The organism is Streptomyces sp. NPDC059718 (genome assembly GCF_042733315.1).
Taxonomy (GTDB): Bacteria; Actinomycetota; Actinomycetes; order Streptomycetales; family Streptomycetaceae; genus Actinacidiphila.
Window position 1 is genome coordinate 85,363 of the sequence record NZ_JBHWGA010000001.1, and the last position, 24,625, is coordinate 109,987.

The following is a 24,625-nucleotide window of genomic DNA, read 5'->3' on the forward strand; positions in this document are numbered from 1 at the left end:
GTGCGGAACCGGCCCCCAGCGTACTGCGGTGCCTTTCCGTGGGGGTGCGTGTGTGCGTGCCTGCCTCGTGTGCGGCGCCGTCGTGGTTGCGGTTGGGGTTTCTCCCCCGCCCTCCCTTCCGATTGCCCGGCGCGGTCAGTGCGGGCCTGCGCACTGTTCGTCTGGCGTCGGGGCCGCGCCGGCGCACGTCTCCCCCAGCCTTCGGCCGGGGGGACCCCCACAGCGCTCGCGGTTTACGTCCACATCATTGGGCGCCGGGTTCGCCGCTCGTCTCCCCCAGCCTTCGGCCGGGGGGACCCCCATGGGCGCACCCCGCCACACCCCCTCCCACGAGTTGGGGCGACTGACGGCCGGACGAGGTGGGGGTTGTGGGAAGTCGTTCCGCAAGGCATGGGGGTCCCCCGGCCGAAGGCTGGGGGAGGGTTGGCACACCCCCACCACCGGCGTGCACACGCCGACGACACCGTGCGCACCGGGCACGTGCGGCGCCGTTGTGGGGTTGCGCCAGCCCTCCCCCAACTCCCGCTGGGGGTGCCCCCAGCCTCCGGCGAGCGGCCGACCCGCAACCGTGACCGCGCCGGATGGGGGTCCCCCGGCCGAAGGCTGGGGGAGGGCGGGCGGCGGGGAAACCGCCCGCCGCAGGAGCGACGCACCCGCACGCAAACACCGGGCGCGGCCGCAGGCACGGCGTGGCGGGAATCACCCGGACCGGCCAGGGCACCCCGCACGGCTACAGGTATCTTCGTGCTCTCGGGCCAACTCCTGAGTAACCGATTCTGAAACTTGTTCTAGCGAGGCACGGGCGGCTACGCTCCCGCTGAAGTGCAGTGAGAAGGGGGCCGTGAGTGACCGCAGAGGCCAGGCCGCTCCGGATCGCGCTGCTCACCTACAAGGGGAACCCGTTCTGCGGGGGCCAGGGCGTCTACGTACGCCATCTGTCCAGGGAACTCGCCCGGCTCGGGCACAGCGTCGAGGTGATCGGCGCCCAGCCCTACCCCGTGCTCGACGCGGTCGGTGACGGGGTACGCCTCACCGAGCTGCCGAGCATGGACCTCTACCGCCAGCCGGACCCGTTCCGCACCCCGAAGCGCGGCGAGTACCGCGACTGGGTGGACGCGCTGGAGGTCGGCACGATGTGGACCGGCGGCTTCCCGGAGCCGCTGACGTTCAGCCTGCGCGCCCGCCGTCACCTGGCCGCCCGGCGCGGGGCCTTCGACGTCATCCACGACAACCAGACGCTCGGCTACGGCCTCCTCGGCGGCCCGGACGCCCTCGGCGCGCCGCTGGTGACGACCATCCACCACCCCATCACCGTCGACCGGCAGCTCGAACTCGACGTCGCGCAGGGGTGGAAGCGCCGGGCGTCGGTCCGCCGCTGGTACGGCTTCACCCGGATGCAGAAGCGGGTCTCGCGCCGGCTGCCGTCCGTGCTGACCGTCTCCGGCAGCTCCCGCCAGGAGATCGTCGACCACCTCGGGGTGCGCGAGGACCGCGTGCACGTCGTGCACATCGGCGCCGACACCGGGCTGTTCTCGCCCGACCCGTCCGTGCCCGAGGTGCCGGGCCGGATCGTCACCACGTCCAGCGCCGACGTACCCCTCAAGGGCCTGATCCACCTCGTGGAGGCCCTCGCCAAGCTGCGCACCGAGCACCCCGACGCGCACCTCGTCGTCGTCGGCAAGCGGGCCGACGACGGCCCGGTGGCCGCCGCCATCGAGCGGTACGGGCTCGGCGGCGCCGTCGACTTCGTCAAGGGCATCAGCGACGCGGAGCTGGTCGACCTGGTGCGCAGCGCCCAAGTGGCGTGCGTGCCGTCGCTGTACGAGGGCTTCTCGCTGCCGGCCGCCGAGGCCATGGCCACCGGGACGCCGCTGGTCGCGACCACCGGCGGTGCCATCCCCGAGGTGGCCGGACCGGACGGGGAGACCTGCCTCGCCGTGCCGCCGGGGGACCCGGGCGCGCTGGCCGCGGCGCTGGGCCGGCTGCTGCGCGACTCCGGGCTGCGCCGCCGTCTCGGCCGGGCCGGCCGGGAACGCGTACTGGCCCGCTTCACCTGGGAGCGGGCCGCCATCGGCACCGCCGAGCACTACCGCGCGGCGATCGAGGCCGCCGGGGGGCCGCGGCCCACTGTCCAGTCACCGTCCCGGACGAAAGCAGACTCCACGTGCTGACCGTCGACTTCTCCCGCTTCCCGCTCGCTCCGGGTGACCGCGTGCTCGACCTGGGCTGCGGCGCGGGCCGCCACGCCTTCGAGTGCTACCGGCGCGGTGCGAACGTGGTCGCCCTGGACCGGAACGGCGACGAGATCCGCGAGGTCGCCAAGTGGTTCGCCGCCATGAAGGAGGCCGGGGAGGCCCCGGCCGGCGCGACCGCCACGGCCATGGAGGGCGACGCGCTCAGCCTGCCGTTCCCCGACGACAGCTTCGACCGCGTCATCATCTCCGAGGTCATGGAGCACATCCCGGACGACAAGGGCGTGCTCGCCGAGATGGTGCGCGTCCTCAAGCCGGGCGGGCTGATCGCGATCACCGTGCCGCGCTACGGGCCGGAGAAGATCTGCTGGGCGCTGTCCGACGCGTACCACGAGGTCGAGGGCGGGCACATCCGCATCTACCGGGCCGACGAGCTGCTGGGCAGGATCCGTGAGGCGGGCCTGCGCCCGTACGGCACCCACCACGCGCACGCGCTGCACTCCCCGTACTGGTGGATCAAGTGCGCCGTCGGCGTGGACAACGACAAGGCCCTGCCGGTGAAGCTGTACCACAAGCTGCTGGTCTGGGACATCATGAAGAAGCCGCTGGCCACCCGGCTCGCCGAGAACACGCTCAACCCGCTGATCGGCAAGAGCTTCGTCGCCTACGCCACCAAGCCGCACAACCCGAAGGCGGGCGTCGACGCGTGAGGCGGACCGAACACCTCGTCCTGCCCGGCGTCCTGACCTCCGAGCAGGCCGCGCAGACCGTCGCCGGGATCCTCGCCGTCCAGCGGCCCGACGGCGCCATACCGTGGTTCGAGGGCGGTCACCTCGACCCCTGGGACCACGTCGAGGCCGCCATGGCGCTGGACGCCGCGGGCGAGCACGAGCACGCCGAGGCCGCCTACACCTGGCTCGCCCGACGGCAGAACCCGGACGGCTCCTGGTACGCCGCCTACGGCTACGGCGACGGCGCCGAGGGCGAACCCACCGACCTGGGCCGGGAGAGCAACTTCTGCGCCTACGTCGCCGTCGGCGTGTGGCACCACTACCTGTCCACCGGCGACGACGCCTTCGTGGAGAGCATGTGGCCGGTGCTGTACGCGGCCGTCGAGTACGTCCTGGAACTCCAGCTGCCCGGCGGGCAGATCGCCTGGAAGCGCGAGGAGGACGGGACGTTCCCGCAGGAGGCGCTGCTGACCGGCTGCTCGTCGATGTACCAGGCGCTGCGCTGCGCGCTGGCCGTCGCCGAGCACCGCGAGGACCCGCAGCCCGACTGGGAGCTGGCCGCCGGTGCCCTCGGGCACGCCATCGCCCACCACCCCGAGCGGTTCCTGGACAAGGACCGCTACTCGATGGACTGGTACTACCCGGTCCTCGGCGGGGTGCTGCGCGGCGAGGCCGCCCGGGAGCGCGTCCTGGCACGCTGGGACGAGTTCGTCGTGCCCGGCCTCGGCGTCCGCTGCGTGGTGCCCAACCCCTGGGTGACCGGCGGGGAGAGCGCCGAACTCGCCCTCGCCCTGTGGGCGATGGGCGAGTCCGACCGCGCGGTGGAGATCCTGGCCGCGATCCGCCACCTGCGCTCCGAGGACGGCATGTACTGGACCGGGTACGTCTTCGAGGGCGACGCGCAGGCCGGCACCGGACCTGCCGTGTGGCCCCGGGAACGCACCACGTGGACGGCCGGGGCCCTGCTGCTCGCCGTCGCCGCCCTGGGAGGGGACGAGGCGACGACGGCTGTCTTCGGGGGCGACCGGCTGCCGCTCGGGCTGGTGCCCGAGGCGGTGGGGTGCTGCGCCGGCCGGTGAGCGGGCGTCAGGCCCGGTTGACGCGACCCGCCACGGCGTGCCCGACGATCAGGTAGACCGCCGCCGGCAGACCGTAGTTCAGCAGGGTGCGCGCCCATGCGGATTGGGTGGAGAAGATGTCGTGGGCCCAGCCACCGAGCCAGGACGCCATGTCGTGGATCCACTCCACGAGGTCGTTCGCCCGGTTGGCGTCGAGGACCCACAGCACGATCCAAAGGATCAGGATGAATGCCGCCACGTCCGCGGCCACCATGATGATCGTGGCCGCCAGATTGCCGCGATAACGTCTGGACATACCTGCCGTCTTGCCCCGATCGGCGGACTGAAACGTGGCGGGCCGGCGCGCGCCTGACGCCCCGTACGGCCCTGTGCGGTGGCCGGTCCCCGGGGCCCGGGCGAGGATGCGATCACGCACCGCATCCCCCGGGAGAAACCGTCATGCCCTTGCGCCGCGCCCTGACCGCCCTCCTGCTCTCCGGCCTGCTCCTCGTGGTCCCCGCCTGCGGCGGCGACTCCGACGGGAGCGCGAGCGGCGGCACCGCGAGCCCCACCTCCTCCGTGCAGAAGCAGAAGCTCGCCAAGACCCGCTTCGTCGCCAACGCCGGACTGGCCGCCGGCGCGACCTACCAGTGGATCGTCAAGCCCTACCGCGAGGGCAAGTTCCAGAAGGACGCCGACGGCCGCAAGCTCGCCCTGGTGAAGGCCGGCCTCGCCGGGGCCTTCGCCTACAACCGGCTCAAGGCCGCCTCGGAGAACGCCAAGGGCGACCCGACCCTCTCCAAGCTGGTGGCCCCGCTGACGGCGGGCATCGACTCGCTCAAGGACCTGCCGGCCAAGCTGCGCAGCGGCCAGGGCACGGACGACATCGTGGGCACCTTCCAGGACACCATCAGCGGCGTCAAGTCGGCCGGCGAGGACGCCGGCGCCAAGGTCACCGACAAGGTGCCCTCGCTGTCCCAGCTCAGCGGCGGATGAGCTCGGCCAGCACCCGCAGGGTGGCCGGGTCGGGCGCGGTGACCAGCAGGTCGGTCACCGGGCCCGACCGCCACACCTCCAGCCGCTCCGCGATCCTCCCGCGCGGGCCGACGAGCGAGATCTCGTCCGCGAAGGCGTCCGGCACCGCCGCCACCGCCTCCTCGCGCCGCCCGGCCAGGAACAGCTCCTGGATGCGCCGGGCCTCCTCCTCGTACCCCATCCTGGCCATCAGGTCGGCGTGGAAGTTGCGGGAGGCGGCGCCCATCCCGCCGATGTAGAAGCCGAGCATCGCCTTCACCGGCAGCAGCCCCTCCGCCGGGTCGTCGCACAGCCGGGCGCGCGCCATCGGGGCGATCATGAACTCCTTCGGCGCGTCCGCCAGTGAGGCCTCGTACACGTCCGTGCGGAACGGCGACCAGTACAGCGGCAGCCAGCCGTCGGCGATGCGGGTGGTCTGGGCGATGTTCTTCGGGCCCTCGGCTCCCAGCAGGATCGGCAGGCCGGCCCGGAGCGGATGCGTGATCGGCTTGAGCGGCCTGCCGAGGCCGGTCGCGTCCGGCCCCGCGTACGGCAGCGGATGGAAGCGCCCGTCCAGCGCCACCGGGCCCTCGCGGCGCAGCACCTGCCGTACGACGTCCACGTACTCCCGGGTCGCGGTCAGCGGACTGCGCGGGAACGGCCTGCCGTACCAGCCCTCCACCACCTGCGGCCCCGACAGGCCGAGACCCAGCATGACCCGGCCGCCGGAGAGGTGGTCCAGGGTCAGCGCGTGCATCGCGGTGGCGGTGGGGGAGCGGGCCGCCATCTGGGCGATGCCCGTGCCGAGCCGGATCCGGCTGGTGTGCGCGGCGATCCAGGTGAGCGGGGTGAACACGTCCGAGCCCCAGGCCTCGGCCGTCCACACCGAGTCGTAGCCGAGCCGCTCGGCCTCCTGCGCCAGGGCCAGGTGGTCGGGGGAGGGGCCGCGCCCCCAGTAGCCGAGGGCCAGACCGAGCCGCATGCGCACGCCTCCTGCCGTATCTGACGGTATGTCAGCCGTACGGTACGGCAACCTCACCCACCCCGGAAGGGAAACAGCCGTGCCCCGGACCGGACGGCCCGGGGCACGGCTCGTGCGTGCGCGAGGAGCGGGGGATCAGCCGCGCTGGATGCCGTCGGCGTCCTGCAGGACGCCGCGCCGGCCGTCCTGGGTCTGCGCGACCAGGATCGTGCCGCTCTGGTCCACCGCCAGGTACCAGGTGCCGGGGGTCAGTTCGGCGATCTGCCGGCCCGAACCGTCCTCCGCGTACAGCGGCCGTGCCACGGGCACCGCGAACCAGAAGGCCGTGAACTCCGCCGAGGGCTGGGCCTGCGGCGGCTGCTGCTGGGGCTGCTGCTGTCCCTGCGGGTAGCCGTACTGCCCGCCGCCGAACGACGGGTCGGCCGGCGCGCCGTGCCCGCCGGTCTGCCCCGGGTACCCGTAGCCGCCCTGCTGCACGCCCGGGTACGGCTGGCCCTGCTGGCCGCCGTACGGCTGCGCCTGCTGGGGCTGCTGCGGCTTGGGAGCGGGCAGCAGCGGCGCCTTCAGGGCGGGCAGGCCCTGCAGGGTGAGCAGCATGGCGGCGGCGAGAGCGGCGGCGGCGACGAAGGAGAGGTAGGCGCCGGCGCCCAGCTCGAAGGCCTCGTTGCCGTTGAAGAGCGACCACAGGGCGTCCCAGGCGGCGGCCACGGACAGCACCGCGCCCCACTGGGCCAGGCCGATGCCGAGCACCTTGCGCCCCTCGGGCTGGAAACGCGAGGCCACGAACAGGCCGGCGGCGACCAGGCCCAGTAGGTGCACCGAGGGCAGCAGCGGGAACAGCTCGCTCTTCCAGGCGCTGACGGCGCACCCGTCCGCGTCGCAGTTCTTCGCGGCGTAGAAGTTCAGGAACGAGGCGATCAGCAGCAGCAGCGCCGCGCCGATCACCGCGCCGTCTCCTCGGGTGAGGGAGCGGTTATTCACTGGGGGTCCTTGTCAGTCGTCTCGTCATCGCTGTCGCAGGGCTGTTCCCCATCGTATGAGGACACACGTCCGCGGCTGAGCCCGGCAGGGTCCCGGTGACAGGATCGGGACCTGATGGACACCGGTCGATCACTGCCTGCCCTGCAAATACGCCGTGATGCCGTCCGCGATGCCCTTGGCCGCCTTCTGCCGCCAGGCCGCGCTCTTCATCAGCGCCGCGTCCTTCGGGTCGCGCATGTTGCCGCACTCGATCAGCACCTTGGGCACGGTGCTGAGGTTGAGCCCGCCCAGATCGCTGCGGACGACCAGGCCCGTACCGCGGCCCACGTAGTTCGACGGCTTGGTGCCGGACGCCGTCGCGAAGTGGTTCTTCACGGCGGTGCCCAGCCGCTTGGAGGGCGCGACGATCTTGCGGGTGTCGGCGATGCCGCGGTGCACCGAGGCCGGGAGGATGACGTGGAAGCCGCGGTTGCCTGCCGCGGACCCGTCGCCGTGCACCGACACGACGGCGTCGGCCTTCGCCTTGTTGCCGATCCGGGCGCGCTCGTCGATGCACGGGCCGTACGCGCGGTTCCCGTCCTGCGTCAGCTTCACCGTGGCGCCGCGCGCCGCGAGCAGTGCCCTCACGCGCCGGGACACGTCCAGCGTGTACGAGGCCTCGGAGTACCCCGAGTTGGTCGCGGTGCCCGTGGTGTCGCACGCCTTGCGGCCGGTGCCGATGTTCACCAGGCGGTTGATCTCGCGGGTGTGCCGGCTGTTGCTCGTGTTGTGCCCCGGGTCGAGGACGACGACCTTCCCGGCGAGCGGCTTGGCGACGGACAGGGCCTTCGGCGCCGACGGCTGCCGCGACGCCGCGGCCGAGGCCGGCAGCGGCTCGCTCAGCGAGAGGTCGGCGTTCTTACCGGCTACCGGATCGCCCGACGCGGTCCACACGAGCCAGGCCGCCGCACAGGTCGGCACCAGCGCGGTCACGGCCACGGCGATGCGTGTCTTGGTCTTGAACACGTCAGCGATGCTATCCGCAGGCTCAGATTCCCGGGCCCGTACGCCGCAGTACGTGCAGGGAACCGGTCACCGAGAGCTCCTCGAACGCGCCCGACTCCAGCGCGCGCCGGTAGATCCGCCAAGGCGCCTGGCCGCCGTCGGCCGGGTCCGCGAACACGTCGTGGATCACCAGCAGGCCGTCCTGCGCGAGGTGCGGCGCCCAGCCCTCGTAGTCGTTGCCGGCGTGCTCGTCGGTGTGCCCGCCGTCGATGAAGACCAGGGCGAGCGGCTTCCCCCACACCGCCGCGACCTGCGGGGAGCGGCCCACGACCGCGACCACGTGCTCCTCCAGTCCGGCGGCGTGCAGGGTGCGCCGGAAGGCGGGGAGGGTGTCCATCAGGCCGACCTCGGGGTCGACGAGCGCCGTGTCGTGGTACTCCCAGCCGGGCTGCTGCTCCTCGCTGCCGCGGTGGTGGTCGACGGTGACGGCGACCGTCTTCGCGTCGCGGGCGGCGGCGGCCAGCAGGATCGTGGAGCGGCCGCAGTACGTGCCGACCTCCAGCAGGGGCAGGCCCGGGAGGCGGCCGGCGGCGTCGGCGGCGGCCGCGTGGAGGGCGAGGCCCTCGTGGGTGGGCATGAAGCCCTTCGCGGCCTCGAAGGCGGCCAGTGCGTCCGCGGGGACGTCTGCGGGGGGTGGCGTGCTCATGCCCCCATCGTCCCCCACGCGTGCGGTCCCCGATCCGGGGGGTGCCCCGTGCGGCCGGTTGTCGTGTGCGGGTTGTTTGTGCCTGCGGGCGGCTGCGCCGGGCTGCCCGGGTGTTTGTGTGCGGCTCGTTTGCGCCTGCGGTGGGGGGTTTCCCCGCCGCCCTCCCGATTGCCCGGCGCGGTTGGTGCGGGCTTCGCGCGGTTCGTGGTGGGCCGGGGGCGGGGCCTCCGGGGCTGGGCATTCTGGACCGCATATTTATGTGCATGGCGGGCGGTCCAGATCAGTGCCGTCTGTGCCGCACAACAAATACACGTCAGCGTCCAGAACGCCCACCCCTACGACCCCGCCCCCTCCGTATCGAGCGGCGACCAACGGCCGGTGGGGGGTAGGAGGGCGGTTCGGGGTGGCCGCAAGTGCCCCACTCACCCCCACCGGCCGTCAGTCGCCCCAACACACGGGAGGGGGTGTGGCGGGGTGCCCCCGCAGGCGACGAGCGGAGCACGGGGCGCCGAATGATGTAAGGCAGCGCCGCGAGCGCCGAGGAGGTGCCCCGGCGCGGCACCGACCCACAACGTACGCAGCGGGGCGGTCACTGACCGCGCCGGGCAATCGGGAGGGCGGGCGGGGGATGCCCGCCGCAGGCGCAAACAACCCGCACACGACAACCGGGCCCCACAGAACGCACCCCGGACAGAGGGTCAGAGCCACCCGTTGTGGCGGGCCGTGCGCACCGCTTCCGTGCGGTTCCGGGTGCCCGTCTTCCCGATGGCGGAGGACAGATAGTTGCGCACCGTCGACTCCGACAGATGCACCCGCGCCGCGATGTCCGCCACCGTCGCCCCGTCCGCGGCCGCGTTGAGCACGTCCTGTTCGCGCGGCGTCAGCGGGCTGGGCCCCGTGCTGAGGGCGGCCGCGGCCAGGGCGGGGTCGATGACGCGGTGCCCGGCGAGGACGCGCCGGATCGCGGCGGCGAGGTCCTCGACGGGGCCGTCCTTGACGAGGAAGCCGGACGCCCCGGCCTCCATGGCGCGGCGCAGGTACCCGGGACGGCCGAACGTCGTGAGGATGAGCACCTTGCACTGCGGGAGCCGCTCACGCAGTTCCGCCGCCGCGTCGAGCCCGCTGCGCCCGGGGAGCTCGATGTCGAGCAGGGCGACGTCGGGCCTGGCCTCCAGCGCCGTGGTGACGATCTCGTCCCCCGCGGCGACCTGCGCGACGACCTCGATGTCGTCCTCCAGGTTCAGCAGCAGGGAGAGCGCCCCGCGCATCATGCCCTGGTCCTCGGCCAGCAGGACCTTGATGGGGCTGCTCATGCGGCCTGTTCCTCCTCCACCGGCAGTTCGGCGACGACCTGGAACCCGCCCCGGGGCGCGGGGCCGGTGCCGAGGGAACCGCCGGCCGCGGCCAGCCGCTCCGTGAGCCCCTTGAGGCCGGAGCCCGACCCGGGGGCCGAGCCTACGCCGCGGCCGTCGTCGGTGATCCGCAGGCGTACCTGACCGTCGGCGCCGGCGAGCTCGATGACGCAGGTGGTGGCCCCGCTGTGCCGTACGACGTTGGTCACCCCCTCCCGCACCACCCAGCCGAGGAGGGCCTCGGTCTGCGAGGGCAGCGGCGGGCCGGACTCCTTGACGACGGCCTCGATCCCGGCCGCCGCCAGGGCCGAGCGGGCGCGGTCCAGCTCGGTGGAGAGGCTGCCCTCGCGGTAGCCGGTGACGGCCTCGCGGATCTCGGTGAGGGCCTGGCGCCCCACCGCCTCGATGTCGGCGACCTGGGCGAGGGCGGCGTCGAGGTCGCGCGGGGCGAGCCGGCGGGCGGCCTCGGCCTTGACGACGACCACGGAGAGGGTGTGCCCCAGCAGGTCGTGCAGGTCGCGGGAGAAGCGCAGCCGCTCCTCGGCGACGGCGTTGCGGGCCAGCTCCTGGCGGGTGGCGCGCAGCTGGGTCACCGCGTCGAAGAGGGTGAGCATGGCCGCGGTCACCAGGCCGGAGATGAGGCTGCCGTACCCGATGGACACGCCGTCCCAGATGTCGCCGCTGCGCAGCCCGGAGACGATCCCGGCGGACACCGCGAGGGCGACGAGGACGGGACCCATCCGCCGGCCGCGCACCACGATCCCCACGGCCAGTGACAGCAGCGGGAAGAACACCAGCCAGCTGCCGCCGTAGCCGATGGCGAGGGCGTAGGTGACGGCGGCCAGCGCGAGCAGGTACAGCCGGGGCGCCTTCCCGGCCGCGGCGCGCGGGTTGAGGGCGGTGAAGACGACCCCGATGTAGAGGGAGTTGAAGGCCAGCAGGCCGAGGCCGCCGAGCCAGGGGTTGGCGGCCTTGCCCTGCAGGAGGTGGGACAGGGCGCCCACGCCCATCAGCAGCCAGGGCAGGAAGGTGAAGCGGGTCGGGGGCTTGAGGTCCTCGATCTCCGCGGAGGTGGACCGGGTCACCCGCAGGTGCCGCCACTCGCGCCAGATGCGTGCCGGCAGCGGGGGCCGGGATGCCGTCGTGGTCGCCATGGCCGTCGTCTCCTCCTTCTCCACGGTGCCGGTGGGCTTCACGGGGTGCGTGCCGAGCGGCGGTAGGCGTACACGGCGTACGCGCCGAACAGGGCCGTCCAGGCGGCGAGCACGGCGACGGTACCCGCCCGCGGGACCGCGCCGTCGGCGATGCTCCAGCCGAGCTGTCCGAAGCGGTGCGACGGGGTCCACTCGGAGACCGCCCGCAGCCAGCCGGGGAAGACGGACGAGGGGATCCACAGCCCGCCGACGACGGACAGGCCCAGGTTGCAGGCCATGTTCACCACGCCGGTGGTCTGCCCGGACAGCCGGTAGCCGTTGCCGAGGCCGAGGAGGGTGAAGGGGGCGGTGCCGATCCAGAGCAGCCCGCCGACGGCCGCCCACTGCCAGGGCTCCAGTTCGACGCCGTTGACCAGCCCGCCGGCCAGCAGGACGGCCAGGATGGCGGGCAGCACGGTGACCGAGCCGCTGATGCAGCGGCCGGTGACGACCAGCAGCGGGGACATGGGGGTGATCCGCAGCTGGCGCAGCCAGCCGAGGCCCTTGTCCTCCGCGACGCTGGACCCGGTGGACACCGCCGAGCCCAGCGCGCCGTACGCGGCCATGCCGACCATGGAGGCCAGCGCGATGGACTTGTCCTCCTCCGAGCCGCTGACCCCGAGGTTGGTGAAGAGCAGGTACATCATGACGGGCATGCCGACGCCGAAGATCACGAATCCGGCGTCGCGCAGGGTGCGGCGGATCTCCAGCGAGACGTAGGCGAGCAGCATCAGACCTTCTCCTCGGTGAGGGCGGCGGTGTCCGTGGCGGTGGCGGGGGCGGCGTCCTCGGCGGAGGACTGCGAGGTCAGGGAGAGGAACGCGTCCTCGAGGCTGGCGGCGGTCACCGTCAGGCCGCGGACCATGCCGCGGTCGGCGAGGGCGACGACGGTGGCGTCGGAGTCGGCGGAGCGCAGCAGGGCGCGGTCGCCGCGGACCTCCACGGTCACCACCCCGGGCAGTTGCCGCAGGCCCTCGGTGGGGGTCCCGGCCAGGTCGAAGGAGACGAGGTTGCCGCCGACCGCCCGCTTGATGCGCTCGCCGCTGTCGTCGGCGACGACACGGCCGCGGTCGATGACCACGATGCGGTCGGCGTTCTCGTCCGCCTCCTCCAGGTAGTGGGTGGAGAACAGCACGGTGTTGCCGCGGGCCGCGTACGCCCGCATCGAGTCCCAGAACGCGCGCCGGGCCTCGACGTCGAGGGCGGCGGTGGGCTCGTCCAGCACGATGAGCTCGGGGTTGCCGGCCAGGGCCACGGCGAAGCGGACCCGCTGCGCCTGGCCGCCGGAGAGCCGGTCGGCGCGGCGGCCGGCGACCTCGGTGAGGCCGGCCAGCTCCAGGGCCTCGGCCACGGGCATGGGGTGGGGGTAGGTGCGCGCCACGAAGGTGAGCAGCTCCCGTACGGTCACCCGGGGGATCGGCCGGCCGTCCTGCAGCATCGCGCCGATCCGGCCCGCCCGGACCGCCGTGTGCGGGGTGGTGCCGAAGAGCCTGACCTCGCCGCTGTCGGGTTCGTTGAGCCCGAGCAGCAGGCTGATCGTGGTGGACTTGCCCGCGCCGTTGCGGCCGAGCAGGGCGACGGACTCCCCCCGCCGGATCTCCAGGTCGACGCCGTCCACCGCGCGTACCGCGCCGAACGTCTTGACGGCCCTGGTGAAACTCACTGTCGTCGTCATGTCACCGACACTAGGGCCGCCGCCCCCCGCGGGGTCAGTGGGGAATGTACGGACCCGGGCAGGACAAATGTCACTACCGGTGGCTGTTCTGACGATGTATCAGCTATTCCCAGCGGCCGGGCGATGCGTTATACATGGGCTGGCTAGAACGCGTTCTAGTGCACGCCCTGGCGGGGCCGACGGTGCGGACGGCCGCGCCAGGGCCCACCGCGCAGCGAAGGAGCCGCCGGACATGCCGATCGACGTCGTCGCCGCCACCTCGGCCGAACCCCGCAGCGCCGAACTCGTCTGGGACCACAGGGACGTCATCCTCTACCACCTGGGCCTCGGCGCGAGCACCCTCAACTACGCCCTCGAAGGCCCCGGCCTGCAGGTCCTGCCCAGCTTCGCCACCGTCGCCGGCGGCTCGGCCGCCGCCGGGGAGGCACGGGGCGGGCTGTCCCTGCCCGGCATCGAGATCGACCTCGCCGCCGTCCTGCACGGCGCGCAGCGCATCGAGGTGCACCGCCCGGTCCCCGTCCGCGGCCGGGCGCTGCAGACCTCGCGCGTCGCCGACGTGTACGACAAGGGCAAGGCCGCCGTCATCGTGCTGCGCCGCGAGGTCGCCGACGAGCAGGGGCCGCTGTGGACCTCCGACGCGCAGATCTTCGTCCGCGGCGAGGGCGGCTTCGGCGGCGACCGCGGTCCCTCCGCCCGCGCCGAGCCGCCCGGACGGGCCCCCGACCGCACCGTCCTGCGTGCCACCCGCGAGGACCAGGCACTGCTCTACCGGCTCTCCGGCGACTGGAACCCGCTGCACGCCGACCCCGAGTTCGCCAAGCACGCCGGCTTCGACCGGCCCATCCTGCACGGCCTGTGCTCCTACGGCATCACGCTCAAGGCCGTCGTCGACACCCTGCTCGGCGACGACGCGGGCCGCGTACGGTCCTGCTCCACCCGCTTCGCCGGGGTCTTCTTCCCCGGCGAGACCCTGCGCATCCGGATGTGGTCCGAACAGGGCCGCGTCCTGGCGTCGGCGACCGCCGTCGAACGGGACGACGCGCCGGTCCTCGCCGACACCGTCGTCGAGTACTCGTAGGCCCCCGAGGGGAGAGGGGAACACCCATGCGCGCAGCGCTCCTGCAGGAGATCGGCCAGGACAAGCTCGAGGTCGTCGACGACATCGAGGCGGTGGGCTTCGGCCCGGGCAAGGTGCGCATCCGGCTGCGGGCGACCGGGCTGTGCCACTCCGACCTGTCCGCCATGAGCGGTGTTCTGCCGCAGCCCGCGCCCTTCGTCCCCGGCCACGAGGGCGCCGGGGAGATCGTCGAGACCGGCGAGGGCGTCACGGGCCTCACGGCCGGAGAGCGGGTCCTGGTCTGCTGGCTCCCGGCCTGCGGCGCCTGCCCGGCCTGCCGGCGCGGCCAGTCCCATCTGTGCCTGGCCGGCTTCATGAACGCCGGTACGCCCAACTTCCGCCGCCCCGCCGGGGACGTCTTCGGCTTCGCCGGCACCGGCACCTTCGCCGAGGAGGTCGTGGTCTCCGCCTCCTGCGCCGTGCCCATCCCCGACGACCTGCCGTACGAGATCGCCGCCCTCATCGGCTGCGGCGTCACGACCGGCATCGGCGCCGCGCTGAACACCGCGCGGGTCACCCCCGGCTCGTCCGTCGCCGTCATCGGCTGCGGCGGCGTCGGCATCAGCGTCATCCAGGGGGCCCGCGCCTCCGGCGCTTCGGAGATCATCGCCGTCGACCCCGTGGAGTCCCGCCGCGACGCGGCCCTGCGCTTCGGCGCCACCGACGCGGTCGCCCCGGAGGAACTGGCCGACGCGAAGGCCCGGATCACCGGCGGCGAGGGCTTCGACTACGTCTTCGAGGTCGTCGGCCGCAGCGCCACCGCCCGCACGGCCTACGAGACCACCCGCCGCGGCGGGACGCTCTGCGTCGTCGGCGCCGGGGCGATGGACGACCTCCTGCAGATCAACATGTTCGAGCTCTTCTTCGACGAGAAGCGCATCCTGCCCTCCCTCTACGGCGGCGGCGACGTCCTGCGGTCCTACGACCGCGTCATCCGCCTCTGGCGCGCCGGACGCGTGGACCTGGAGGGGCTCATCACCCACCGCGTACGGCTCGACCAGATCAACGAGGCCGTCGACCAGATGCGCAGCGGTGAGGCGCTGCGCACCTGCATCGCGGTCTGACACCAGGGCTGGAGAAGGCATGGGCGTGCTGGACGGCAGGACGGCGATCGTGACGGGGGCCGGCCGCGGCCTGGGCCGTGCGGAGGCGCTGGAACTGGCGCGGCTGGGCGCCAACGTGGTCGTCAACGACTACGGGCAGCCCGGCCGCGACGGCTCCGGCGCGGCGTCGGCGACCCCCGCGGACGAGGTCGTCGCCGAGATCGCCGCCGCCGGCGGCCACGCGGTGGCGCACCACGGGGACGTCGCCGACTTTGGGCAGGCGCAGGACCTGGTCCGGCTGGCGGTCGGCACGTACGGGGCCCTCGACATCCTGGTCAACAACGCGGGGATCCTGCGGGACCGGATGGTCTTCTCGATGACCGAGGACGAGTGGGACTCCGTCGTCCGGGTCCACCTCAAGGGCCACTTCGCCACCACCCGGTTCGCCGCCGCCCACTGGCGCGAGCGCGCCAAGAGGACGGACGACCCGGTCTACGGCCGGGTCGTCAACACCTCGTCCGAGGCGTTCCTCGCCGGCTCGGCCGGCCAGCCCAACTACGCGGCCGCCAAGGGCGGCATCGTCGGCCTCACCTCGTCGACGGCCGCCGCCCTCGGCAGGTACGGCGTACGCGTCAACGCCATCTGCCCCCGGGCGCGCACGCGGATGACCGAGGACGTCTTCGCGGGCCTCGGGCGGCCCGGGGACGGACCGGACCCGCTGGGGGTGGAGCATGTCGCCCCGCTCGTCGGCTACTTGGCGTCACCGGCGGCCGACCGGATCACCGGCCAGCTGTTCGTCGTGCACGGCGGGATGGTGGCGGTGATGGACCGCCCCCGCGTCGCGGCGAGGTTCGACACCGCCAAGGAGGCGTTCACCCACGACGAGCTGGACGACCTGCTCACCCCGTACTGGGCGGGCCGTGACCCCGGTGACACCTTCGCCGCCACCGACGTCCTGGCCCTGCGCCACGGGGGCTGAACCGGTCCTTCCGGGCTCCGGACCCGTCAGACCTCCATGGCGGGGGGCCCGGAGGGGCGGCGGTGGCGGCCGTGCGGCGCCTGGACCACCTGGGCGTTGTCGTCTTGGGCGGAAGCCGTACCGCGGTGGCGGCCGGCGTGCCGGCCCTCGGCGGAACCGTCCTCGAGGCGGGCCTCGGCGGCGGTGTCGTGTCGGGCATCGGACATGAGGAAACTCCCCGTTACTAGCGTGCAAGGTGCGCGGAACGCCGCAGGAGTTTACCGATTCAAGATCCCGTGGCCAGCGGCGCCTTCTGCAAAGGGAGCACAGGGCTGGTCCTGGCCGCCTCCGGGACGTCCGCGGCAGCGCCCTCCGCCACGCTCCCCAGCGGGGGCGGCACGGGCACCGCGGGCGGCGCCTCGTACTCCACCGTGCCGCACGGGCAGTGCGCGCAGGCGTACGGCAGGCGCAGCACGCCGCGGGCCGACCACAGGCCGGCCCCGGGCAGCCAACCCTCCGGCGCCGACAGCCAGGTGGTACCGCGTTCCCCGGGCCGCCAGACCGCCAGTGAGGTGCCGTGCGGGCCGTCCGCGCGCAGTGCCACCGCGCACGCCTCGGGCATCAGCACCTGGCCGGGCTGCGCCGCGAACGGGGTGAGCACCGCGTCCGGGACGCGCAGGCACTCGGCGAACCGCAGGGGCCGGCGGCTGCCCAGGACGCCCCAGCCGATGCGGTCCTCGCCGGTGGCGTCGGTGCGCACTATCAGCAGCCCGCTGTCCGGCTCCGCGAGCAGCAACCGGTCGTTGCTCCCCTCGGTGATCTGCAGCAGCGGGCTGACCGCCCCGGCCCGCTCCAGGTCCACGGCGACCGTCTTGACCGTCCCCTCCGCCTCGTGGTCCAGCGCGAGCAGCCGGCCCGCGCGGTCCAGCCACGCGCCGCCCCCGCAGCGGCCCGGGACCTCCGCCAGCCGGCGCGGCCGCAGGTCCCGGTCGTCGTGCACGAGCCACACCGCCGAGACCTCGCGCGCCGGGTCGTAGGTGAGCGCGTACGCCTCGCCGGAGGCGACCGGGGGCAGCAGCCGCGCCTCCGCGTCCCCGCCCGGCAGCGAGCCGACGAGCAGTTCGCCGGTCCCGGGACCGGTCGGGTAGAGCAGGGCGAGGTCGTACCGGTCGGCGACCCGGCGGCGGATGAGCACGCGGCCGTCGGGCAGCGGCAGGACCTCGGAGCACTGTTCCTCGGGCTGGTTGCCGGGCAGGGGCACGGTGTACGGCTCGGGCCCGCCGAGCGTCCAGCGCTCGGGGTACCAGCCGTCACCCCCGTCGGGTGCCTGGGCCAGGCAGGCGGCGTAGGAGCCGTCCGCGGCGATCGTGAACCCGGCCCGTCGCACGGTGGTGGTCTCGGTGGCGCAGGCTGTCATGGTGTGGCTCACCTCCGGGCCACGACGCTAGTTTTCGCACGCCCGGGCGTCCGACACGAGTTGGTGGTCTTCACACATAAGGGTGGCTCTCGTCCCGTTCCGTCGGACTTCGGATGCTCGGTGTGCTCATGACCAGCCCGGGATTCCGGCCGCCCGCCACCGGCGCGGTAACCTCGACCCGTGCCGAAACTGTCCGACGTCATCGCCGCCCTCGAAGCCCTCTGGCCTCCGGCATGGGCCGAGCAGTGGGATGCCGTCGGTCTCGTCTGCGGGGACCCGGACGCGGAGGTCGGCCGGGTCCTGTTCGCCGTCGACCCGGTCCGGGAGGTCGTCGAGGAGGCGATCGCCACCGGCGCCGACCTGCTGGTCACGCACCACCCGCTCTACCTGCGCGGGACGACGACGGTCGCGGCGACCGGCTTCAAGGGCCGCGTCGTGCACACCCTGATCAAGAACGACGTCGCGCTGCACGTGGCGCACACCAACGCCGACCGGGCCGATCCCGGGGTCTCCGACGCCTTGGCCGAGGCCGTCGGCCTGCGGGTCACCGGACCCCTCGTGCCCGACCCCGCCGACCCGGCCGGCCGCCGCGGCCTCGGCCGGATCGGCGAGCTGCCCGAGCCGATGACGCTGGCGGAGTTCGCCCGCCGTGCGGCGGCCGGCCTGCCGGCCACCGCGACCGGACTGCGCGTCGCGGGCGACCCGGAGCGGCAGGTCCGCACCGTGGCGGTGTGCGGCGGCTCCGGCGACAGTCTCTTCGAGGACGTACGCAGGGCCGGGGTGGACGTCTACCTCACCGCCGACCTGCGCCACCACCCGGCGTCCGAGGCGCAGCAGGCGGGTCCGCCCGCGCTCGTCGACGCCGCCCACTGGGCCACCGAATGGCCTTGGTGCGAGCAGGCCGCGCGCCGGCTCGACGAGGTCTGCGAACGGCACGGCTGGGCACTGCGCACGTACGTTTCGCGCGCCGTGACCGACCCGTGGACGGCCCACGCCCCGGCACTTCCCCTTGACGAACCCACGACCTCAGGAGCCCCCCGCTGAAAGCCGCGCCCGCAGACCAGATCCGACTGCTTGAGGTCCAGGCCCTCGACGCGCGTCTCGCGCAGCTGGACCACAAGCGCATCAACCTTCCCGAGCACGCGGAGATCGAGCGCCTGAACTCCGACGTGAACCAGCTGCGCGACCTGCTGGTCGCCGCCCAGACCGAGGAGAGCGACACCGCCCGCGAGCAGACCAAGGCCGAGCAGGACGTGGACCAGGTGCGCAAGCGTGCCGTCCGCGACCAGGAGCGGCTGGACTCCGGCGCGGTCTCCTCCCCGAAGGACCTGGAGAACCTGCAGCGCGAGATCACCTCGCTCGCCAAGCGGCAGAGCGACCTCGAGGACGTCGTCCTGGAGGTCATGGAGCGCCGCGAGGGCCTGCAGGAGCGGGTCCAGGAGCTGACCGGGCGCCTGGAGTCCGTGCAGGCCAAGGCCGGCGAGTCCACGGAGCGCCGCAACGTGGTGCTGCAGGAGATCGACGCCGAGGGCTCCACGGTCACCAAGGAGCGCGAGATCATCGCCGGTTCGGTCCCCGCCGACCTGCTGAAGCTCTACGACAAGCTGCGCGGCCAGTCCGGCGGCGTCGGCGCCGCCCGGCTCTACCAGAAGCGCTGCGAGGGCTGCCGGCTGGAGCTGAACATCACCGAGCTCAACGAGGTGCGGGCGGCCGCCGCCGACGAGGTCGTGCGCTGCGAGAACTGCCGCCGCATCCTCGTCCGCACCCCCGAGTCGGGCCTGTAATGGTCCGTACGTTGGTGGTGGAGGCCGACGGTGGGTCCCGGGGCAACCCGGGACCGGCCGGGTACGGCGCCGTCGTCTGCGACGGCGCCACGGGTGAAGTGCTCGCCGAGGCCGCCGAGTTCATCGGCAGGCACACCAACAACGTCGCCGAGTACCGGGGCCTGATCGCCGGGCTGCGCGCCGCGCACGCGATCGACCCGCAGGCCCGGGTACGGGTGCGGATGGACTCCAAGCTGGTCGTCGAGCAGATGTCCGGCCGCTGGAAGATCAAGCACCCGGACATGCGGCCGCTGGCCGCCGAGGCGAAGACCGTCCTGCCGGCCGAGCAGGTCAGCTACGAGTGGATCCCGCGCGAGAAGAACAAGCACGCCGACCGGCTCGCCAACGAGGCGATGGACGCCGGCAAGCGCGGCAAGCAGTGGGAGCCCGGCCGCTCCGCCGCCGCGCTGGTCACCCCCGCCACCGAGCCGGAACCGGTGGACGAGGCCGTGGACGAGACCCCCAAGGCCCCGCCCGTCGGCTGGGCGGCGGCGGCCGACCTCGGCACGCCCACCACGTTCGTCCTGCTGCGGCACGGCGAGACCCCGCTCACCGCGGACAAGCGCTTCTCCGGCAGCGGCGGCGACGACCCGGAACTCTCGGAGAAGGGCCTCTGGCAGGCCCAGCGTGCCGCCGACGCCCTCGCCGCCCGCGGCACCGTCCAGGCCGTCGTCACCTCGCCGCTGGCGCGCTGCCGGCAGACCGCGCAGGCCGTCGCGGACCGGCTCGGCCTCGACGTACGCGTCGACGAGGGGCTGCGCGAGACCGACTTCGGCGCCTGGGAGGGGCTCACCTTCGCCGAGGTGAAGGAGCGTTACCCGGACGAACTCGACGCCTGGCTCGGCTCTGCCAAGGCCGCCCCGCCCGGCGGGGAGAGCTTCGCCGCCGTCGCCCGCCGGGTCTCCCTCGCCCGGGACAAGCTCCTGGCCCGTCACCCCGGCCGCACGGTCCTGCTGGTCACCCACGTCACCCCGATCAAGACCCTGGTCCGGCTGGCCCTGGGCGCCCCGCCGGAGTCGCTGTTCCGGATGGAGCTGTCGCCGGCGGCGCTGTCGGCGGTGGCGTACTACGGGGACGGGAACGCGTCGCTGCGGCTGCTGAACGACACGTCACACCTGCGCTGACGGCGCGGGCCGCGCCGTTGCCCGCAGCCCGGCCGCCTCGCGGGCGAGCCGCTCCACCCGGTCCCAGTCGCGGTCCCGCAGGGCGTCCTGCGGGACCATCCAACTGCCGCCCACACAGGCGACGTTGGGCAGCGCCAGATACGCCGGCGCGCGCTCCGCGTCGATGCCGCCGGTCGGGCAGAACCGGACGCCCGGCAGCGGGGCGGCCAGCGCCCTGAGGTACGCCGTGCCACCGGCCGCCTCCGCGGGGAAGAACTTCAGCTCCGTCACACCGCGTTCGGCCAGGGCGACCACCTCGGAGGCGGTCGACACGCCGGGCAGGAACGGCAGCCCGGACGCGGTCATCGCGTCGAGCAGGCCCGCCGTCCACCCGGGGCTCACCAGGAACCGCGCCCCGGCCCGCGCCGCCGCCCCCACCTGCTCCGCCCGCACCACGGTCCCGGCCCCCACGACCGCCTCGGGCACCTCGCGGGCCGCCGCGGCGATCGCCTCCAGCGCGGTGGGCGTCCGCAGCGTGATCTCCACCGCGGTCAACCCCCCGCGGACCAGCGCCCGGACGAGCGGGGCCGCGTCGGCGGGGTCGTCCAGCGTGAGGACGGGGATCACGGGGGCGGCGGGGGCGAGGTTCAGCACCGTGGCATCGTGTCGCCCCCGTGCGGCCCCCGCAACGCGCGTTGCGTCCTGTGCAACGGGGTGCCCCTTGCGGCCTGTTGTTGTGTGCGGCTCCGTTGCGCCTGCGGCGGGCATCCCCCGCCCGCCCTCCCGATTGCCCGGCGCGGTTGGTGCGGGCTTCGCGCGGTGCGTAGTGGGCCGGGGTCGGGGCCTGCGGGGCTGGGCATTCTGGACCGCATATTTATGTGCGTGGCGGGCGGTCCGGGTTGTGCCGTCTGTGCCGCACAACAAATACACGTCAGCGTCCAGAACGCCCACCCTCCCCCAGCCTTCGGCCGGGGGTGCCCCCAACTCCCCCGCCCCCTCCGTATCGAGCGGCGGCCAACGGCCGGTGGGGGGTTAGAAGGCGGTCCGGGGCCGCCGCAAGTGCCTTACTCACCCCCCACCGGCCGTCATGCGCCCACACGACGGGAGGGGGTGTGGCGGGGTGCGCCCGGAAGCGACGAGCGGCGAACCCGGCGCCGAACGATGTAGGGCAAAACCGCGAGCGCTGAGGACGTGCGCCGGCGCGCCACCGACCCCACCCCAACAGAGCGCAGACCCGCACTGACCGCGCCGGGCAATCGGGTGGGCGGCGGGGAAACAGCCCGCCGCAGGCGCAGACAACCCGCACACGACAACCCACCCGCACAAGAACTCAGTGGACGTCCGTCACCAACACGTCGAGGCGGCCGGGCCCGGGCACCTCCACCGTGAAGCCCAGGTCGCGCAGGGCCGTGACGAGCGCGTCGGGGTTCTTGGGGCGCGCCCCGGACTCCAGGAGGGCCCGCACGATCCGCCCCTTGGTCGCCTTGTTGAAGTGGCTGACCACCTTCCGCGTCTCCGCCTGCACCACCCGCACCGTCGCCGTGCGCCCCGCGAGCGCGCTGCGCGGGGCCGGTTTCCACGCCGCCCCGTACGCCGAGGACCGCAGGTCCAGGAGCAGGCCCCCGCCCGCGGCCTCCGCGGCGCCCGGGAGGGCCTCGGCGAGGTGCGTGCGCCAGTACGCGGCGAGCGCCCCGAGGGCCGGCAGCTTCACGCCCATCGAGCAGCGGTACGCGGGGATCGCGTCCCGGACGCCGACCGCGCCCCACAGCCCGGAGAAGACCAGCAGCGAGCGGGCGGCCCGGCGCCGGGCGGCGGCGTCCAGGGTGTCCAGGCCGAGGGCGTCGTAGAGCACGCCGGTGTAGATCTCGCCCGCGGGCCGGGTCCGCGCGTGGCGCAGTCCCGCGTTGCGGGCGATCTCGCCGCGCAGTCCGGGGCTGAGCCCGAGTACGTCCGCCGCCTTGTCCTCGTCGCCGCCCGCGCAGAGCCCGACGAGCTCGTCCAGCACCGTCGCGCGGGCCGTGGTGAGCCCGGGCAGGGAGAGGGAGCCCAGGTCGACGGCGGGGCCGGTGCCGTCGGTGGCCTTGCCCTCGGACGGCGGTAGCAGGACGAGCACGGTTGTTCTCCTTCACGTTTCCCCGGTGCAGTGCAGCCTACGACCGCCCGACTTAGGCTCGCTCCATGCCTCGTCGCCCCCTGCGCGTCACCACCGCCGACGGAGTCCGCTTGAGGTCCGCGCTGGACGCGCTCCGCGCGGACCTGCACGTGCGGCGGGACTTCCCGGCGGACGTGCTCGCGGAGGCCGAGGAGGCGGCGCGCGATCCCCGGCTGCCCGGGTACGACGCCACCGACGTGCCGTTCTTCACCGTCGACCCGCCCGGGTCGCTCGACCTGGACCAGGCGATGCACCTCGCCGTCCGCGAGGGCGGCCGCGGCTACCGGGTGTCGTACGCGATCGCCGACGTCGCCGCCTTCGTCACGCCCGGGGGCGCGCTGGACGCCGAGGCGCACCGGCGCGTGCAGACCCTGTACTTCCCCGACGTCCGGGTACCCCTGCACCCGCCGGTGCTCGGCGAGGGGGCGGCCAGCCTGCTGGCCGGGCAGGACCGGCCCGCCGTGCTGTGGCGGATCGACCTCGACGCGGACGGCGCGGTCACCGACGTCGACGTCCGCCGGGCGCTCGTCCGCAGCCGCGCCCGGCTGGACTACACGGGCGTGCAGCACGCGATCGACGCCGGCTCCGCCGAGGAGCCCGTGGCGCTGCTCCGTACCGTCGGCCGGCTGCGCGAGGAGCAGGAGAGGGCCCGCGGCGGCATCTCCCTGAACGTGCCCGAGCAGGAGGTCGTCGAGCTCGACGGCGGCTACGCCCTGCGGTACCGGGCGCCGCGCCCCGTCGACGCCTGGAACGCCCAGATCTCCCTGCTCACGGGCATGGTCGCGGCCCGCGTCATGATCCGCTCCGGCAACGGCATCCTCCGTACGCTCCCGCTCGCCCCGCACGGGGAGGTGGCCAGGCTGCGCAGGGTCGCCGCGGCGCTGCGCATCGACTGGCCGCACATGACCTCGTACGCCGAGCTCGTCCGCACCCTGGACCCGGAGCGCAGCACCCACGCGGCGTTCCTGCACGAGGCGACGAGCCTGTTCCGCGGCGCCGACTACACGCCCTTCTGGCCCGGCCACCCCGCCGAGCCGGCCGTGCACGCCGCCGTCGCCGAGGCGTACACGCACTGCACCGCGCCCCTGCGGCGCCTCGTCGACCGCTACGCCGCCGAGTTCTGCCTGGCCGCGGTGGCCGGCCAGGAGCCGCCGGAGTGGGTCGCGGCGGCGTTCCGGGACCTGCCCCGCGACATGCGCGGCGGATCGCACTTCGCGGCCACCATCGAGAGCGCCTCCCTCGACCTCGTCGAGGCGGCCCTGCTCAAGGACCGCGTCGGCGAGGTCTTCGACGCCTACGTCATCGACATCAAGGACTCCGACCCGACCTCCGGCACGGTCCACCTGTGTGACCCGGCCGTCGTCGCCCGCGTCCGCGGCGGCACCGCCCCCCTCCCGCTCGGCGAGCCGCTCCCGGTCCGCCTGACGCAGGCCGACCCCGGCCGCCACACCGTGCTTTTCACCCCGGCGTGATCGGCCGGTAGCATGGTCGCCACGGCAGACGAGCCGAGCGGGCGGCCGCGTCAGGACCCTGGTCCTGCCGAGGAACGTCCGGGCTCCACAGGGCAGGGTGGTGGGTAACGCCCACCCGGGGTGACCCGCGGGACAGTGCCACAGAAAACAGACCGCCGGGGCCGCAAGGCTCCCGGTAAGGGTGAAACGGTGGTGTAAGAGACCACCAGTGCCCAGGGTGACCTGGGCAGCTAGGTAAACCCCACCCGGAGCAAGGTCAAAAGGGGCCGTCGTGAGACGGCCCTGCGCGGACGATCGAGGGCTGCCCGCCCGAGTCCGCGGGTAGACCGCACGAGGCCGGCGGCAACGCCGGTCCTAGATGGATGGCCGTCGCCCGGCCGGCCGCGAGGCCGACCGGGGACAGAACCCGGCGTACAGCTCGACTCGTCTGCCTCACCCGCCGCCGGCCTCCGCCGGCAGCGCCGCGCATTCCGCGGCCAGCCGTGCCATCCCGTACTCCTCCGCGACCGCGCGGGCCGAGCGCAGCAGGCGCGGTGCCTCCGCGGCGGCGTCCGGGCGGCCGGAGGCGCGCAGGGCGCGGGCCTGCCACAGGCGGAGCCGGGCGAGCTGCGGGGCGGAGGTACGCGCCGGGGTGGCCGCCAGGCGGAAGTGCGCGAGGGCGGCGTCCGGTTC

The 24,625-nt window shown here is 74.0% G+C and carries 25 protein-coding genes and 1 other RNA gene; 12 read left to right on the top strand and 14 right to left on the bottom strand.

Annotated elements, in window-relative coordinates; all coding sequences use genetic code 11:
- Positions 1-845 precede the first annotated feature (845 nt).
- The 3 genes from ACFV3E_RS00420 to ACFV3E_RS00430 are packed head-to-tail and all read left to right on the top strand — an operon-like array spanning position 846 to position 4,002.
- Complete coding sequence (locus ACFV3E_RS00420) at positions 846-2,171, top strand: glycosyltransferase family 4 protein (RefSeq protein WP_500532716.1); 1,326 nt, start codon at positions 846-848, stop codon at positions 2,169-2,171.
- Complete coding sequence (locus tag ACFV3E_RS00425; RefSeq protein ID WP_500532717.1) at positions 2,165-2,902, top strand: class I SAM-dependent methyltransferase; 738 nt, start codon at positions 2,165-2,167, stop codon at positions 2,900-2,902. Before ACFV3E_RS00420 ends, ACFV3E_RS00425 begins: the two co-directional genes overlap by 7 nt.
- The gene (locus tag ACFV3E_RS00430) at positions 2,899-4,002 is read left to right on the top strand and encodes a prenyltransferase/squalene oxidase repeat-containing protein (RefSeq protein ID WP_500532718.1); all 1,104 of its coding nucleotides are present in this window, start codon (positions 2,899-2,901) and stop codon (positions 4,000-4,002) included. The genes ACFV3E_RS00425 and ACFV3E_RS00430 overlap by 4 nt, the downstream gene beginning before the upstream one ends.
- A 7-nt stretch (positions 4,003-4,009) precedes the next feature.
- On the opposite strand, the gene ACFV3E_RS00435 is transcribed toward ACFV3E_RS00430, so the two are convergent.
- A complete protein-coding gene (locus tag ACFV3E_RS00435; RefSeq protein WP_499511603.1) occupies positions 4,010-4,297 on the bottom strand; it encodes a hypothetical protein in 288 nt (95 codons plus the stop codon).
- Positions 4,298-4,440: 143 nt separating this feature from the next.
- Between ACFV3E_RS00435 and ACFV3E_RS00440 the strand changes: the two genes are divergently transcribed.
- Entirely contained in the window at positions 4,441-4,977 is a 537-nt protein-coding gene (locus ACFV3E_RS00440; RefSeq protein WP_500532719.1) for a hypothetical protein, read from the top strand.
- On the opposite strand, the gene ACFV3E_RS00445 is transcribed toward ACFV3E_RS00440, so the two are convergent.
- The 8 genes from ACFV3E_RS00445 to ACFV3E_RS00480 all read right to left on the bottom strand — a co-directional run bounded on the left by ACFV3E_RS00445 (position 4,964) and on the right by ACFV3E_RS00480 (position 12,868).
- On the bottom strand, positions 4,964-5,977 hold the full coding sequence (locus ACFV3E_RS00445) for an LLM class F420-dependent oxidoreductase (protein ID WP_500322184.1): 1,014 nt from the start codon (positions 5,975-5,977) through the stop codon (positions 4,964-4,966). The two genes, ACFV3E_RS00440 and ACFV3E_RS00445, sit on opposite strands and share 14 nt — an antisense overlap.
- Before the next feature lie 135 nt (positions 5,978-6,112).
- A complete protein-coding gene (locus ACFV3E_RS00450) occupies positions 6,113-6,958 on the bottom strand; it encodes a DUF5336 domain-containing protein (RefSeq protein ID WP_500532720.1) in 846 nt (281 codons plus the stop codon).
- 129 nt (positions 6,959-7,087) lie between these two features.
- Positions 7,088-7,963: an N-acetylmuramoyl-L-alanine amidase gene (locus ACFV3E_RS00455; RefSeq protein ID WP_500532721.1), complete on the bottom strand. Its 876-nt coding sequence runs from the start codon at positions 7,961-7,963 to the stop codon at positions 7,088-7,090.
- A gap of 22 nt (positions 7,964-7,985) precedes the next feature.
- Positions 7,986-8,648, bottom strand: coding sequence for a class I SAM-dependent methyltransferase (locus tag ACFV3E_RS00460; protein ID WP_500532722.1), 663 nt, complete (start codon positions 8,646-8,648; stop codon positions 7,986-7,988).
- A gap of 698 nt (positions 8,649-9,346) precedes the next feature.
- The gene (locus tag ACFV3E_RS00465; RefSeq protein WP_500369899.1) at positions 9,347-9,961 is read right to left on the bottom strand and encodes a response regulator; all 615 of its coding nucleotides are present in this window, start codon (positions 9,959-9,961) and stop codon (positions 9,347-9,349) included.
- Positions 9,958-11,154, bottom strand: a complete 1,197-nt coding sequence (locus tag ACFV3E_RS00470) for a sensor histidine kinase (RefSeq protein ID WP_500532723.1) — start codon at positions 11,152-11,154, stop codon at positions 9,958-9,960. The genes ACFV3E_RS00465 and ACFV3E_RS00470 overlap by 4 nt, the downstream gene beginning before the upstream one ends.
- A gap of 38 nt (positions 11,155-11,192) precedes the next feature.
- On the bottom strand, positions 11,193-11,924 hold the full coding sequence (locus ACFV3E_RS00475) for an ABC transporter permease (protein ID WP_500532724.1): 732 nt from the start codon (positions 11,922-11,924) through the stop codon (positions 11,193-11,195).
- Positions 11,924-12,868, bottom strand: a complete 945-nt coding sequence (locus tag ACFV3E_RS00480; protein WP_500532725.1) for an ABC transporter ATP-binding protein — start codon at positions 12,866-12,868, stop codon at positions 11,924-11,926. The genes ACFV3E_RS00475 and ACFV3E_RS00480 overlap by 1 nt, the downstream gene beginning before the upstream one ends.
- A 232-nt stretch (positions 12,869-13,100) precedes the next feature.
- Here ACFV3E_RS00480 and ACFV3E_RS00485 point away from each other — a divergent pair, with 232 nt between their 5' ends.
- Genes ACFV3E_RS00485 through ACFV3E_RS00495 form a run of 3 tightly spaced genes read left to right on the top strand, consistent with a single transcriptional unit; the run spans position 13,101 to position 16,007 of the window.
- A complete protein-coding gene (locus ACFV3E_RS00485; RefSeq protein WP_500532726.1) occupies positions 13,101-13,946 on the top strand; it encodes a MaoC/PaaZ C-terminal domain-containing protein in 846 nt (281 codons plus the stop codon).
- Positions 13,947-13,972: 26 nt separating this feature from the next.
- Complete coding sequence (locus ACFV3E_RS00490; RefSeq protein WP_500532727.1) at positions 13,973-15,049, top strand: Zn-dependent alcohol dehydrogenase; 1,077 nt, start codon at positions 13,973-13,975, stop codon at positions 15,047-15,049.
- 19 nt (positions 15,050-15,068) lie between these two features.
- Positions 15,069-16,007, top strand: a complete 939-nt coding sequence (locus ACFV3E_RS00495; RefSeq protein ID WP_500532728.1) for a 3-oxoacyl-ACP reductase — start codon at positions 15,069-15,071, stop codon at positions 16,005-16,007.
- 26 nt (positions 16,008-16,033) lie between these two features.
- Here the strand turns inward: ACFV3E_RS00495 and ACFV3E_RS00500 are convergent, their stop codons facing one another.
- Together ACFV3E_RS00500 and ACFV3E_RS00505 are read right to left on the bottom strand one after the other, a co-directional pair.
- Positions 16,034-16,213, bottom strand: a complete 180-nt coding sequence (locus ACFV3E_RS00500) for a hypothetical protein (protein WP_499511591.1) — start codon at positions 16,211-16,213, stop codon at positions 16,034-16,036.
- Between the two features lie 59 nt (positions 16,214-16,272).
- Positions 16,273-17,403 carry a hypothetical protein gene (locus ACFV3E_RS00505; RefSeq protein WP_500532729.1) on the bottom strand — a complete coding sequence of 377 codons (1,131 nt, stop codon included), beginning with the start codon at positions 17,401-17,403 and terminating at the stop codon, positions 16,273-16,275.
- Between the two features lie 180 nt (positions 17,404-17,583).
- Between ACFV3E_RS00505 and ACFV3E_RS00510 the strand changes: the two genes are divergently transcribed.
- The 3 genes from ACFV3E_RS00510 to ACFV3E_RS00520 are packed head-to-tail and all read left to right on the top strand — an operon-like array spanning position 17,584 to position 20,350.
- Complete coding sequence (locus ACFV3E_RS00510; protein ID WP_500532730.1) at positions 17,584-18,447, top strand: Nif3-like dinuclear metal center hexameric protein; 864 nt, start codon at positions 17,584-17,586, stop codon at positions 18,445-18,447.
- Complete coding sequence (locus ACFV3E_RS00515; protein ID WP_500532982.1) at positions 18,444-19,187, top strand: zinc ribbon domain-containing protein; 744 nt, start codon at positions 18,444-18,446, stop codon at positions 19,185-19,187. The genes ACFV3E_RS00510 and ACFV3E_RS00515 overlap by 4 nt, the downstream gene beginning before the upstream one ends.
- Positions 19,187-20,350 carry a bifunctional RNase H/acid phosphatase gene (locus ACFV3E_RS00520; protein ID WP_500532731.1) on the top strand — a complete coding sequence of 388 codons (1,164 nt, stop codon included), beginning with the start codon at positions 19,187-19,189 and terminating at the stop codon, positions 20,348-20,350. The genes ACFV3E_RS00515 and ACFV3E_RS00520 overlap by 1 nt, the downstream gene beginning before the upstream one ends.
- Here ACFV3E_RS00520 and eda read toward each other — a convergent pair.
- Together eda and yaaA are read right to left on the bottom strand one after the other, a co-directional pair.
- Positions 20,336-20,983 carry a bifunctional 4-hydroxy-2-oxoglutarate aldolase/2-dehydro-3-deoxy-phosphogluconate aldolase gene (eda, locus tag ACFV3E_RS00525; RefSeq protein ID WP_500532732.1) on the bottom strand — a complete coding sequence of 216 codons (648 nt, stop codon included), beginning with the start codon at positions 20,981-20,983 and terminating at the stop codon, positions 20,336-20,338. The two genes, ACFV3E_RS00520 and eda, sit on opposite strands and share 15 nt — an antisense overlap.
- Positions 20,984-21,659: 676 nt before the next feature.
- Complete coding sequence (gene yaaA, locus ACFV3E_RS00530) at positions 21,660-22,442, bottom strand: peroxide stress protein YaaA (protein ID WP_500532733.1); 783 nt, start codon at positions 22,440-22,442, stop codon at positions 21,660-21,662.
- 65 nt (positions 22,443-22,507) lie between these two features.
- Here yaaA and ACFV3E_RS00535 point away from each other — a divergent pair, with 65 nt between their 5' ends.
- The gene (locus ACFV3E_RS00535; RefSeq protein ID WP_500532734.1) at positions 22,508-23,953 is read left to right on the top strand and encodes an RNB domain-containing ribonuclease; all 1,446 of its coding nucleotides are present in this window, start codon (positions 22,508-22,510) and stop codon (positions 23,951-23,953) included.
- A 29-nt stretch (positions 23,954-23,982) separates the two neighbouring features.
- Positions 23,983-24,383, top strand: an RNA gene (rnpB, locus tag ACFV3E_RS00540) — RNase P RNA component class A.
- Between the two features lie 2 nt (positions 24,384-24,385).
- Here the strand turns inward: rnpB and ACFV3E_RS00545 are convergent.
- Positions 24,386-24,625, bottom strand: a 240-nt coding sequence (locus ACFV3E_RS00545; RefSeq protein WP_500532735.1) for a hypothetical protein, incomplete at its 5' end; no start/stop codon positions are given.

Coding starts and splice junctions, on each gene's coding strand:
- ACFV3E_RS00435 (WP_499511603.1), bottom strand. CDS start 4,297: ATGTCCAGACGTTATCGCGGCAATCTGGCGGCCACGATCATCATGGTG.
- ACFV3E_RS00440 (WP_500532719.1), top strand. CDS start 4,441: ATGCCCTTGCGCCGCGCCCTGACCGCCCTCCTGCTCTCCGGCCTGCTC.
- ACFV3E_RS00445 (WP_500322184.1), bottom strand. CDS start 5,977: ATGCGGCTCGGTCTGGCCCTCGGCTACTGGGGGCGCGGCCCCTCCCCC.
- ACFV3E_RS00460 (WP_500532722.1), bottom strand. CDS start 8,648: ATGAGCACGCCACCCCCCGCAGACGTCCCCGCGGACGCACTGGCCGCC.
- ACFV3E_RS00465 (WP_500369899.1), bottom strand. CDS start 9,961: ATGAGCAGCCCCATCAAGGTCCTGCTGGCCGAGGACCAGGGCATGATG.
- ACFV3E_RS00470 (WP_500532723.1), bottom strand. CDS start 11,154: ATGGCGACCACGACGGCATCCCGGCCCCCGCTGCCGGCACGCATCTGG.
- ACFV3E_RS00475 (WP_500532724.1), bottom strand. CDS start 11,924: ATGCTGCTCGCCTACGTCTCGCTGGAGATCCGCCGCACCCTGCGCGAC.
- ACFV3E_RS00480 (WP_500532725.1), bottom strand. CDS start 12,868: ATGACGACGACAGTGAGTTTCACCAGGGCCGTCAAGACGTTCGGCGCG.
- ACFV3E_RS00485 (WP_500532726.1), top strand. CDS start 13,101: ATGCCGATCGACGTCGTCGCCGCCACCTCGGCCGAACCCCGCAGCGCC.
- ACFV3E_RS00490 (WP_500532727.1), top strand. CDS start 13,973: ATGCGCGCAGCGCTCCTGCAGGAGATCGGCCAGGACAAGCTCGAGGTC.
- ACFV3E_RS00495 (WP_500532728.1), top strand. CDS start 15,069: ATGGGCGTGCTGGACGGCAGGACGGCGATCGTGACGGGGGCCGGCCGC.
- ACFV3E_RS00500 (WP_499511591.1), bottom strand. CDS start 16,213: ATGTCCGATGCCCGACACGACACCGCCGCCGAGGCCCGCCTCGAGGAC.
- ACFV3E_RS00505 (WP_500532729.1), bottom strand. CDS start 17,403: ATGACAGCCTGCGCCACCGAGACCACCACCGTGCGACGGGCCGGGTTC.
- ACFV3E_RS00520 (WP_500532731.1), top strand. CDS start 19,187: ATGGTCCGTACGTTGGTGGTGGAGGCCGACGGTGGGTCCCGGGGCAAC.
- ACFV3E_RS00535 (WP_500532734.1), top strand. CDS start 22,508: ATGCCTCGTCGCCCCCTGCGCGTCACCACCGCCGACGGAGTCCGCTTG.